The sequence below is a fragment of the Mycobacterium sp. 1245801.1 genome, assembly GCF_001673055.1.
GTDB lineage: Bacteria > Actinomycetota > Actinomycetes > Mycobacteriales > Mycobacteriaceae > Mycobacterium > Mycobacterium europaeum_A.
Map to the genome: position 1 here is coordinate 1 of NZ_LZKY01000313.1, position 11306 is coordinate 11306.

At 67.3% G+C, this 11306-nt stretch carries 12 protein-coding genes and 2 pseudogenes; 8 read left to right on the top strand and 6 right to left on the bottom strand.

Annotation, left to right across the window (positions count from 1 at the left end; genetic code table 11):
* Positions 1 to 193 (bottom strand): annotated as a pseudogene (locus A5622_RS19945) (sirohydrochlorin chelatase); the annotation flags it as partial.
* Here A5622_RS19945 and A5622_RS19950 point away from each other — a divergent pair.
* Positions 188 to 442: pseudogene (locus tag A5622_RS19950) on the top strand (sirohydrochlorin chelatase); the annotation flags it as partial. The pseudogenes A5622_RS19945 and A5622_RS19950 sit on opposite strands and share 6 nt — an antisense overlap.
* A gap of 78 nt (positions 443 to 520) precedes the next feature.
* The gene (locus A5622_RS19955; RefSeq protein WP_066866188.1) at positions 521 to 973 is read left to right on the top strand and encodes a hypothetical protein; all 453 of its coding nucleotides are present in this window, start codon (positions 521 to 523) and stop codon (positions 971 to 973) included.
* 13 nt (positions 974 to 986) lie between these two features.
* Here A5622_RS19955 and nirD read toward each other — a convergent pair whose 3' ends face one another.
* Complete coding sequence (nirD, locus tag A5622_RS19960; protein ID WP_066866190.1) at positions 987 to 1355, bottom strand: nitrite reductase small subunit NirD; 369 nt, start codon at positions 1353 to 1355, stop codon at positions 987 to 989.
* A 10-nt stretch (positions 1356 to 1365) separates the two neighbouring features.
* Positions 1366 to 3948, bottom strand: a complete 2583-nt coding sequence (gene nirB / locus A5622_RS19965) for a nitrite reductase large subunit NirB (RefSeq protein WP_082994638.1) — start codon at positions 3946 to 3948, stop codon at positions 1366 to 1368.
* Between the two features lie 227 nt (positions 3949 to 4175).
* Between nirB and A5622_RS19970 the strand changes: the two genes are divergently transcribed.
* Positions 4176 to 4616, top strand: coding sequence for an Hsp20/alpha crystallin family protein (locus A5622_RS19970; protein WP_066880761.1), 441 nt, complete (start codon positions 4176 to 4178; stop codon positions 4614 to 4616).
* A 73-nt stretch (positions 4617 to 4689) separates the two neighbouring features.
* On the opposite strand, the gene A5622_RS19975 is transcribed toward A5622_RS19970, so the two are convergent.
* Complete coding sequence (locus A5622_RS19975; protein WP_066880763.1) at positions 4690 to 5451, bottom strand: isocitrate lyase/phosphoenolpyruvate mutase family protein; 762 nt, start codon at positions 5449 to 5451, stop codon at positions 4690 to 4692.
* A gap of 106 nt (positions 5452 to 5557) precedes the next feature.
* Between A5622_RS19975 and A5622_RS19980 the strand changes: the two genes are divergently transcribed.
* The 5 genes from A5622_RS19980 to A5622_RS29790 all read left to right on the top strand — a co-directional run bounded on the left by A5622_RS19980 (position 5558) and on the right by A5622_RS29790 (position 9848).
* A complete protein-coding gene (locus tag A5622_RS19980; RefSeq protein WP_066866199.1) occupies positions 5558 to 5872 on the top strand; it encodes a hypothetical protein in 315 nt (104 codons plus the stop codon).
* A gap of 91 nt (positions 5873 to 5963) precedes the next feature.
* Complete coding sequence (locus tag A5622_RS19985) at positions 5964 to 6791, top strand: hypothetical protein (RefSeq protein WP_066866201.1); 828 nt, start codon at positions 5964 to 5966, stop codon at positions 6789 to 6791.
* 45 nt (positions 6792 to 6836) lie between these two features.
* Positions 6837 to 8756 (top strand): fumarate reductase/succinate dehydrogenase flavoprotein subunit, encoded by a 1920-nt coding sequence (locus tag A5622_RS19990; protein ID WP_066866203.1) that lies wholly within the window; start codon positions 6837 to 6839, stop codon positions 8754 to 8756.
* Complete coding sequence (locus A5622_RS19995; RefSeq protein WP_007768969.1) at positions 8753 to 9499, top strand: succinate dehydrogenase/fumarate reductase iron-sulfur subunit; 747 nt, start codon at positions 8753 to 8755, stop codon at positions 9497 to 9499. The genes A5622_RS19990 and A5622_RS19995 overlap by 4 nt, the downstream gene beginning before the upstream one ends.
* A gap of 184 nt (positions 9500 to 9683) precedes the next feature.
* Entirely contained in the window at positions 9684 to 9848 is a 165-nt protein-coding gene (locus tag A5622_RS29790; RefSeq protein ID WP_197508049.1) for a hypothetical protein, read from the top strand.
* Positions 9849 to 9872: 24 nt separating this feature from the next.
* Here the strand turns inward: A5622_RS29790 and A5622_RS20000 are convergent, their stop codons facing one another.
* Together A5622_RS20000 and A5622_RS20005 are read right to left on the bottom strand one after the other, a co-directional pair.
* Positions 9873 to 10361, bottom strand: a complete 489-nt coding sequence (locus A5622_RS20000) for a flavin reductase family protein (RefSeq protein ID WP_066866205.1) — start codon at positions 10359 to 10361, stop codon at positions 9873 to 9875.
* Between the two features lie 82 nt (positions 10362 to 10443).
* Positions 10444 to 11306, bottom strand: an 863-nt coding sequence (locus A5622_RS20005; protein ID WP_066880765.1) for an isopenicillin N synthase family oxygenase, incomplete at its 5' end; no start/stop codon positions are given.

An 11306-nucleotide genomic window follows, 5' to 3' on the forward strand; every position in this document is an offset into this window, starting at 1 on the left:
GCAGCCGTTGCTGGAACAGGCCGTCGGCCAGCAGGTATGAGGCGACCACGACACGGCTACCGGCGCGGCGCGCGCGGGCCCGCTCCACGGCCTCGGCCAGCTGTGGATCGCCGGTGGCCGCGAACGCCAGGCTCACCCGCGATCCGGTCAACGCGGACAACAACGTCGCGGTGGTGTGCAGGTCCGCGCGCGCCGCGCCGGTAGCCGTGTCGTGGTCGCCTCATACCTGCTGGCCGACGGCCTGTTCCAGCAACGGCTGCACGGTTGTGGCGCCGACCTGGTCAGCGAACCGCTGGGCACCCATCCCGGGCTGGCGCGCCTGGTCGCCAACAGGTTCCGGCGGGCCCTGCCGCCGGTGCTTGCCCCCACCGCCCGGCACGCATCGCGCCGGTCGAGCCCGCATCAGCTGGCCCGCGGCCGCGCCGTGCGCTCGGTGCCGTAGCGCCAAACGCCCACCGTCGAGCCACGCCGGTGCCCGGCGTTCCTTGATCTTTGCCCGCAGACGGGTGATCCTGGCACCATGCCCCGTCGCGAAGAGCCGTCGCGTGGGATCCTCGACCCGGTCGCCAAGATGTTGCGGTTGCCCTTCGGCACACCGGAATTCATCGACCGGATGGTCACCGGCGGGGTCAACCAGGTGGGCCGGCGGACCCTGCGCACGCTGATCACCACCTGGGACGCCGCCGGTGGCGGCCCGTTCGCGGCCAGCGCCATCGCGTCGACGGGGATGGCGAAGACCGCCGAGATCGTGCAAAACATGTTCGTCGGCCCGGTCTTTGGCCCGCTGCTGAAAATGCTGGGGGCCGACAAGGTCGCCCTGCGCGCCTCGCTGTGCGCCTCACAACTGGTGGGCCTGGGCATCATGCGCTACGGCATCCGCTCCGAGCCGCTGCATTCCATGTCGGTGGACGCGATCGTCGACGCGATCGGGCCGACGATGCAGCGCTACCTGGTCGGCGACATCACCCGGTGAACCGGGGTCGGCATCAGGCGGCCCGCTGCTGGTAGTCCCGCGCGATCTGGACGTAGCCGTCGGCGGTGATCCGCACCGGGTACACCGGCACCGAGACGGTCGGATCATCCAGGCACGAACCGTCTTCGAGCGAGAAGGCCTGCTTCAAGATGGGCGACTGCACCGTGACGCGGCCGTCCCGGTCGCCCACGATCCCGCGTGACAGCACCGCGGCCCCGGAGAACGGGTCGACGTTGCCGATCGCGTGCACCGAGCCGTCATCGAGCCGGAACAGCGCCGCCTGGGAGCCGTCGTCGAGCAGCACGCCGACGCCGCGACCCGGAATGAGGTGGTCGTAAGCGCAAGCGTGGGTCCACACCGCAATGTCGTTGAGAAGTGTCATGATCCCTTCCTCACTCTTCCGGAGTTGTCGCTGTACGAACCCGCGGCATGCCAATGGACACAGGGATTTTGCGCCCGGCATGCTCGGTGAATGCCACCGTCGAGTCGACGGCATCCGGGGCGTTGACGAACGAAACGAACCGCGACAGCTTGTCCGGGTCGTCCAACACGCCCTTCCATTCGCACTTGTAGTTCTCGACGTGCCGCTCCATTGCGGCCTCGAATTCGGCGGCCAGGCCTAGCGAGTCGTCGCACACCACCTCGCGCACGTGGTCGAGGCCGCCGTCGAGGGAGTCGACCCACGGCGCCGTGCGCTGCAGCCGGTCGGCCGTCCGGATGTAGTACATGACAAACCGGTCGACATAGCGGACCAGCGTTTCGGTGTCCAGATCGCTGGCCAACAGCTGCGCGTGCTTGGGCGTCATACCGCCGTTGCCGCCGACGTAGAGGTTCCAGCCCTTTTCGGTGGCGATGACGCCCACGTCCTTGGAGCGCGCCTCGGCGCATTCCCGCGCGCAGCCCGAGACGCCCATCTTGATCTTGTGCGGCGCCCGCAGGCCGCGGTAGCGCAGTTCCAGATCGATGGCCAGCTGCACGGAATCCTGCTGCCCGTAACGGCACCAGTCGGTACCCACGCAGCTTTTCACCGTGCGCAACGCCTTGCCGTAGGCGTGGCCGGACTCCATGCCGCCGTCGACCAGGCGCTTCCAGATCTCCGGCAGTTGGTCGACCCGGGCGCCGAACATGTCGATCCGTTGACCGCCGGTGATCTTGGTGTAGAGCCCGAAATCCTGGGCGATCTGGCCGATCAGGATCAGGTGCTCGGGCTTGATGTCTCCGCCGGGCACCCGGGGCACCACCGAGTAGCTGCCGTTCTTCTGGATGTTGGCCAGGAAGTGGTCGTTGGAATCCTGCAGCGAGGCCTGCTCGCCTTCGAGGATGTGCTCCGACCCGGTGGAAGCCAGGATGGAGGCGACCACGGGTTTGCAGATGTCGCAACCCTTTCCGCGGCCGAAGCGCTCCAGCAGACCGGAGAAGGTCCGGATCTCGGTGGCGGAGATGATCTCGAAAAGCTCCGCGCGCGACTGGCTGAAGTGCTCGCACAGGGCCTTGGACTGTTCCACGCCCTCGGCCTCCAGCAGCTGCTTGAGCAGCGGGACGCACGACCCACACGAGGTGCCGGCCGAGGTGCACGCCTTCAGCGCCGGGACATCCGCGCAGCCGTCGGCGATCGCACACTTCAGATCGCCCTTGGTGACGTTGTTGCAGGAGCAGATCTGCGCCGAATCCGGCAGCGCTCCAACGCCCAACGCGGTGCTACCGCCGGAGGAGGCAGGCGCGATCAGCGCGAGCGGGTCGCCGGGCAGCTCGCTGCCGACCATGGGTCGCAGCACGCCATAGGAGGAGGCGTCGCCGACCAACACGCCGCCGAGCAGCGTCTTGGCGTCGTCGGAGAGCACCAGCTTGGCGTAGGTCCGGTTGACCGCGTCGTTGATGGCAACCTCGAGGCAGTTCTCGGTCGTCCCCATCGCGTCGCCGAAGCTGGCCACGTCGACACCGAGCAGCTTGAGCTTCGTGGACAGGTCGGCCTCGCCGAACTCCGCGACCCCGTCAAGCAACCGGTCGGCCACCACCTCGGCGGAGGTGTAGCCCGGGCCCACCAGGCCGTAGCAGCGCCCGCCGATCGCCGCGACCTCACCGATCGCGTAGATGTCGGGATCGCTTGTCTGGCAAGCCACATCGGTCAGCACGCCGCCACGCTCGGCGCGGTCCAGCCCAGCCGCGGTGGCCAGTTCGTCGCGCGGCCGGATGCCGGCCGCGAAGATCACCAGACCGGCGTCGATGACCTGGCCGTCGGTCAGGCTCACGCGCACCGAGGTGGAGCCGTCCGCATGCTCGATCGACTCGATCGATTCGGTGCCCGTGCCGACGTGCACCGAGATGCCGAGCTCGCCGATCATCCTGGCCAGCAGCGCGCCGCCGGCCTCGTCGATCTGCTGGGCCATCAGCCGCGGCATCATCTCGACGACATGGGTCTGCAACCCGAACTGGCGCAGCGCATTAGCGGCTTCCAGCCCGAGCAGGCCGCCACCGATCACCACACCCGCGGCGGCGTGTGAGGTTTCCACCGTGCGCTGGGCGTCGGCGCGGATGGCGTCGAGGTCGTCAAGGGTGCGGTAGACGTGACAGGCGGGCAGATCGTGACCCGGCACCGGCGGCACGAAGGCGTACGACCCGGTCGCCAGGACCAAGGTGTCGTAGCCGTGCCGCTGACCGTCGGCGGTGACCACCGCCTTTGTCGCGCGGTCTATTTCGGTAACGCGCTGGTTGAGCACCAGCCGGACCTGCTCGTCACCCTCATATTCGTTGCCGGGCAAGGCCAGTAGCTTGCGATCCCAGCTTTCGGTGTACGAGGTCAGCCCCACGCGGTCGTAGGCCGCGTTGGTCTCCTCGGCGAAAACCGTGATGCGCCACAGTCCCTCGGTGTCACGGGCGCGCAGCGCCTCGACGAACCGGTGCCCCACCATGCCATGTCCGACTACGATGATGTGACGAGGCGCACAGCTGGCGCGCGAAATCCCGTCTGCAGACATGGCTTTGAGAGTAACGGCCGGAAATTACGTTCTTCTCGCCCAATGTGACGGTCCTATGACGAGGATCTCACAACTCACAGGAACCGATGTGATTGATCGTTCACTGCCGGCGAACGGCGAGGTGGAACTTAAGCGTGGTCGACTCATGTTTGTCGTAGTAGCCGGTCGCGCAGGCGCCGGTCACAGGAATTTCACAATGAAGCTCAAGGAATGGAAAGGGAAGCGTCATGAGCAGCCTCGCATTGTGGTCGCGACCGGCCTGGGACACCGACCGGTGGTTGCGCGACTTTTTCGGCCCCGCCGCCGCGGCGGACTGGAACACCCCGGCGACCAGCGGTTTGCGGCCCGCCGCCGAGATCGTCAAGGACGGCGACGACGCGATCGTACGGGTCGAACTCCCGGGCGTTGACGTCGACCGGGACGTCAAGGTCGAGGTCGACCGCGGCCGCCTGGTCATCCACGGCGAACACCGCGACGAGCACGCCGAAGAGAAGGAAGGCCGCACGCTTCGGGAGATCCGGTACGGATCGTTCCGCCGGTCGTTCCAGCTGCCCGCCCACGTCACCGGCGACGCCATCACGGCGAGCTACGACGCGGGCGTGCTGACCGTGCGGGTCACCGGTGCGTACGCCGGAAGCCAGGCGCAGCGCATCGCGATCACCAAATAATCTCCGGCCCGTCCGGACGCATACCGGCCGGCGAATCCGGCGGAGCCGCAACGGCTCCGCCGGATTCATCGCATCAGCCCCAGCGGGCCAGCAGCTCCTTGGCGTGGGCCGCCAGCGCGGCCTGAAAGAAGGGCCCGAAACTGATCCGCGCGACGCCCAGCGGACCGAAGGACGCCGGGTCGTCCTGATCGGGCAGCGCGATCGCGTTGACCGGCCGCTGCAACTCCGCCGTCAGGCGCCGCAACGTGTCGGGGTCGTGGCGGCCCACCGGATAGAGGACATCGGCGCCCGCGGCGGCGGCCTTGTTCAGTCGGTCCACCGCCCGCTCGACGCGATCGGAGGCCTCGCCGTCCTGGCGCAGGAACAGATCGGTCCGGGCGTTGATGACGACGTGTACCCCGGCCGCGTCAGCGGCCGACCGCAGCTCGCCGACCAGATCGGCGTGTTCGTCGGCGGACCGCAGCCGCTTGCCCTCCGAGTGCACGCTGTCCTCGATGTTGCACCCCACGGCCCCGACGCTGAGCAGGCCCTCGATCAGCCGGCCCGCCCGCTGGCCGTAGCCGGATTCGATGTCCACCGACACCGGGACGTCGACCGCGGCGGTGATCTGCGCGACCCGGGTGAGCACATCGTCGAACGACATGCCCTCGTTGTCCGGTTTGCCGATCGAGTCCGCCATCGGATGGCTGCCCACGGTGAGCGCGGCGAATCCGGCGCCGGCGGCCAGCCGGGCCGACCAGGCATCCCACACGGTCGGCAGGATGACCGGGTTGCCCGGCCGGTGCAGTTCCAGCAGCGCGGCGGCCCGCTCGGCCGGTGTGGCACGTCCCGTCATAAGTGTTTGCTCCCTCGGCATCCCGGCCCAACGACCTGACGTCTGGCGTGTGCGGTGGATAGTATCGAGGGCGTACTGTGATCCGAAACACTGCCGAGGAGATCCTTTGACTCGCACGCCGAGCACGACTGGCACGACCGAATTCGCCGAACTACACGACCTCATCGGCGGCCTGCGGCGGTGCGTGAGCTCCCTGCGGGCCCGATACGGTGACAGCCCGGCCATGCGGCGCATCGTCATCGACGCCGACCGCATCCTGTCCGACGTCGACCTGCTCGACACCGACGTGTCCGAATTGGACCTGGCGGGCGCCACCGTGCAGCAGTCCGGTGAGAAGATCGTCATTCCCGACACCCAATACGACAGCGAATTCTGGCGCGACGTCGACGACGAGGGTGTCGGCGGTCACAACAGGTCCTGACCAACGTCGAACAACACAAGCCCCCCAGAAAAGGGGGGCTTGGTTCTGTGTACCCTTCGACCTACAGCCCGTTCGAAGAGGAACACACTAAATGAGCGCACCCACGGCGAACCGTCCTGCGTCCGGTGTCTTTTCACCCACGCGCGCCCGTATCCCGCAACGCACCCTGCGCACCGATCGGTGGTGGATGTCGCCGCTGCGGATCGATCTAGGCTTCGCCGCATTCATTATTTATGCGACGGCGCGGGCGTTCCAACAGGATTACTTCTTCGTTCCCAAATACCACTACCTGACACCGTTCTACTCGCCCTGCGTGAGCAAGGGTTGCGGTGAGGCCGGCGACATCTGGCCGCAGTTCCTGCCCGACGTATGGTGGCTGCCGTACGCCGCCTTGTCGCTGCCGTTCCTGCTGCTGTTCCGTCTGACCTGCTACTACTACCGCGGTGCCTACTACCGCACGGTGTGGCAGTCGCCCAGCGCCTGCGCGGTGGCCGAGCCTCGCGTGCACTACACCGGCGAGACCAAGTTCCCGCTGATCATCCAGAACACCCACCGGTACTTCTTCTATATCGCCGGCATCATCTCGGTGATCAACACCTACGACGCGATCGTCGCGTTCCACTCCGACAGCGGCCCGGGCGGATTCGGCTTCGGTCTGGGCAATCTGATCCTGCTCGGCAACGTCATCATGCTGTGGGTCTACACGCTGTCCTGCCACTCCTGCCGGCACGTCACCGGCGGGCGGCTCAAGCACTTCTCCAAGCACCCTGTGCGGTACTGGATCTGGACCCAGGTCAGCGTCATCAACACCCGCCACAAGCTGTTCGCCTGGATCACGCTGGGCACCCTGATGCTCACCGACTTCTACATCGCACTGGTGGCCAGCGGCACCATTCCTGACCTCAGGTTTGTTGGCTGACAAGCCATTTCGAAATAAATCACAGATTTAGCTAGCGAGGGTTTCATGGTTGAAATCGAGCGGCACACGTTCGACGTGGTCGTGATCGGTGCCGGCGGCGCGGGACTGCGCGCGGTTATCGAAGCGCGCGAACGGGGTTTGCGGGTTGCGGTGGTGTGCAAGTCCCTGTTCGGCAAGGCCCACACGGTCATGGCCGAGGGTGGTTGCGCGGCCTCGATGGGCAACACCAACCCGAAAGACAACTGGAAGACCCACTTCGGCGACACCATGCGCGGCGGGAAATTCCTCAATAACTGGCGCATGGCCGAACTGCACGCCAAGGAAGCCCCCGACCGGGTCTGGGAGCTGGAAACCTATGGGGCACTGTTCGATCGCCTCAAGGACGGCAAGATCAGCCAGCGCAACTTCGGTGGGCACACCTACCCGCGGCTGGCCCACGTCGGTGACCGCACCGGCCTGGAACTGATCCGCACCATGCAGCAGAAGATCGTCTCGCTGCAGCAGGAGGACTTCGCCGAGCTCGGCGACTACGAAGCCCGGATCCGGGTGTTCGCCGAGACCACGATCACCGAGCTGATCAAGGACGGCGACGCGATCGCCGGCGCGTTCGGCTACATCCGCGAAAGCGGCAACTTCATCCTGTTCGAGGCGCCCGCGGTGGTGCTCGCCACCGGCGGGATCGGCAAGTCGTTCAAGGTCACCTCGAACTCGTGGGAGTACACCGGCGACGGCCACGCCCTGGCCCTGCGGGCGGGCGCGTCGCTGATCAACATGGAGTTCGTCCAGTTCCACCCGACGGGCATGGTCTGGCCGCCGAGCGTGAAGGGGATCCTGGTCACCGAGGGTGTCCGCGGTGACGGCGGGGTGCTGAAGAACTCGGACGACAAGCGGTTCATGTTCGACTACATCCCCTCGGTGTTCAAGGGCCAGTACGCCGAGACCGAGCAAGAGGCCGACCAGTGGCTCAAGGACAACGACTCGGCCCGCCGCACCCCCGACCTGCTGCCGCGCGACGAGGTCGCGCGCGCGATCAACTCCGAGGTCAAGGCCGGCCGCGGCAGCCCACACGGCGGCGTCTTCCTGGACATCGCCTCGCGGCTGACCCCCGCGGAGATCAACCGCCGCCTGCCGTCGATGTACCACCAGTTCAAGGAGCTGGCCGGCGTCGACATCACCAAGGAGCCGATGGAAGTCGGGCCGACCTGCCACTACGTGATGGGTGGCGTCGAGGTCGACGCCGACACCGGCGCGGCCACCGTCCCCGGGCTGTTCGCCGCCGGCGAATGCTCCGGCGGCATGCACGGGTCCAACCGGCTGGGCGGCAACTCGCTGTCGGACCTGCTCGTGTTCGGCCGGCGTGCCGGTCTGGGTGCGGCCGACTACGTGCGTGCCCTGAGCAGCCGGCCGACGATCGCCGAGGACGCCGTGGACGCGGCGGCCAAGCGGGCGCTGTCGCCCTTCGAGGCGCCGGCCAACGGCGCGGCCGCGGAGAACCCGTACACCCTGCAGCTCGAGCTGCAGCAGTCGATGAACGACCTGGTCGGCATCATCCGCAAGGAGGAAGAGATCACCGAGGCCCTCGAGCGGCTCAACAAGCTGCGCGAGCGGTTCAAGAACCTGCACGTCGAGGGGCAGCGCCGGTACAACCCGGGCTGGAACCTGGCCATCGACCTGCGCAACATGCTGCTGGTCAGCGAGTGCGTCGCCAAGGCTGCGCTGCAGCGCACCGAGAGCCGCGGCGGGCACACCCGTGACGACCACCCGGCGATGGACTCGTCGTGGCGCAAGGTGCTGCTGGTCTGCGAGGCGAGCGGCGGTGACGAGGTGATCCCCGAGATCACCATCACGAAGAAGGATCAGACGCCGATGCGGCCCGATCTGCTGGAGCTGTTCGACATCGCCGAGCTGGAGAAGTACTACACCGACGAAGAACTCGCCGGGCACCCAGGACGGAGTGGCAAATGACCTACAACGCGACGATGCGGGTGTGGCGCGGCGACGACGCCGACGGCGGTCTGCAGGACTTCACGGTCGAGGTCAACGAGGGCGAGGTCGTCCTCGACATCATCCATCGCCTGCAGCAGACCCAGACGCCCGATCTGGCCGTCCGGTGGAACTGCAAGGCGGGCAAGTGTGGTTCCTGCTCGGCGGAGATCAACGGCAAGCCGCGGCTGCTGTGCATGACCCGGATGTCGACGTTCGCCGAGGACGAGGTCGTCACCGTCACGCCGCTGCGCACGTTCCCGGTGATCCGCGACCTGGTGACCGACGTCTCGTTCAACTACGAAAAGGCCCGCGAGATACCGTCTTTCGCGCCGCCCAAGGACCTGCAGCCCGGGGAGTACCGGATGGCGCAGGAGGACGTGCAGCGCTCGCAGGAATTTCGCAAGTGCATCGAGTGCTTCCTGTGCCAGAACGTCTGCCACGTGGTGCGCGACCACGAGGAGAACAAGAAGGCGTTCGCCGGTCCCCGGTTCCTGATGCGGATCGCCGAGCTGGAAATGCACCCGCTGGACACCCGCGACCGGCGCAACGACGCCCAGGACGAGCACGGTCTGGGCTACTGCAACATCACCAAGTGCTGCACCGAGGTCTGCCCGGAGAACATCAAGATCACCGACAACGCGCTGATCCCCATGAAAGAGCGGGTCGCCGACCGCAAGTACGACCCGGTCGTGTGGCTGGGTAACAAGCTGTTCCGCCGCTGATCGCGCGCCGCCTTGCGGCTCGAATGTGAAGCTACCTTCACATTCGGCGCTCAACGTGCAACTGAGTTCACGCTCGGCGACGTCGCGCCGTGGCGCGTTACGCCGCCGCGGGACTCGGGTAACCACACTGCATCCTGTCGGGCCGCCCTGTGCGGTCGTCTGTCCACGACCGGAAAGGCAGTTCATGAAACCCATGCGAGAAACCGCCAGCATCAACAACATTCGCACCGCGATCCGCCAGCTGTCGGTACGCGCCCAGCTCGCGAACAAGGAAGGCCGGTACACCGACGCCGCCGAACTCGAGAGCCGCATTCAGGGCTTTCGGGAGGAACTGGGCCGCCGCCCGTAGCAGGTCGACGGCTCAGCGAGCCGATTAGGCGCCGAGGCGGCGGAACACGCTGCGATGGAACACGATGGGCGCCACCTCGGCGTCCACGGTCACCTCGTTGACCCGCAACACCACGATGGTGTGGTCGCCCGCCGGAATAAGCTGCTCGATCGCGCTTTCCAGCCACAGGCCGGTGCCCTTGATGAACACCGCACCGGAGGACCGGGAGACCGTTTCCAGTCCCGCGAATCGGTCGCCGGTCTTCGCGGCCAGCGTGCGCGCGGCCTCGTCATGCGCCTCGCCGAGCACACTGATGCCCAGCATCGGCAGGTCTTTGAGCTTGGGCCAGGTCGTCGAGGTGTTCTGCACGCAGAACGACACCAGCGGCGGGTCCAGCGAAACGGGGACGAAGGTGCTGGCCGCCAGGCCTTCCCGGGTTCCGTTCACCTCGGCGGCGATCGCTACCACACCGGACGGGAAGTGACCGAAGGCCTCCCGCAGCGACGACGCTGTCAGCTTGTTGTTCGAGTTCACCGGACTTATTCGCCCCTAGAGCCGGAGACGGGATTTTCGTGTGTGACCCTACCCGGCGCCGGTCACGCCGGCACGGCCACCCTCAGCCGTTTTCTAAGCGATCTGCCGAATATCCGTGCGCCGCGGCCACATCCGGATGGGCCCGCAGCCTGCTCTTCCATGCGTTGCGCCCGTAGACCGAAAACATGGGGTCGGCCGGATCGTGCGACGGTGTCCAGTGTTCATCGGTCCGCGCCGCGAGCTCGTCGGGCAGCGACAGCACGGGTATCTGTGCGTCCAGGCGCGGATTGAAGAAGTAGGGCACCGAGATGCGGTCCCCGGCCTGCCCGTGCAGGCTGACCCGGTGCTCGGTGGCCCGCAGGTAACCGCGGGTGGCCACCTCCAGCAGCTCGCCGATGTTGACGATGAACGCCCCCTCGCGCGGCGGCACTTCGATCCAGCCGTCATCGGGATGGCCTCCTTTCCCGCCGCCGCGCCGGACCTGCAGGCCGGTGCTGCCCGGCTCGGCCAGCAACAGGGTGAGCACCCCGGAGTCGCGGTGGGCGCCCACGCCCTGCGCGCTTGCCGCGCGGGCCGGGTACCGGATGATCTTGATCAGGGTGGCCGGCGCGTCGGCGAAGGAGGCGTCGAACACGCCGGGCGGGCTGCCGAGCGAGGCCGCCCAGTGTCGCAGCAGGGTGCGCGCGACCGCGGACAGCGCGGCGTCCCACTCCTCGATGATCCCGGGCAGCTCCGGCAGCGCGGCCGGCCACTGATTCGGGCCCTGCAGCCACCGATAGTCGGACTTGCCCAGCCCATCGAGCGCCGCGCGCTCCGGTCCGACGTCGATCTGCTCACGCCAATCCACCTCGCCGCGGGTCAGTTCACCGCCGAGCCGGGTGTAGCCACGGAAATGGGGGCTGCGCACCATCGCGATGGCGTCCTTGTCCGGTTGGGGCAGCTCGA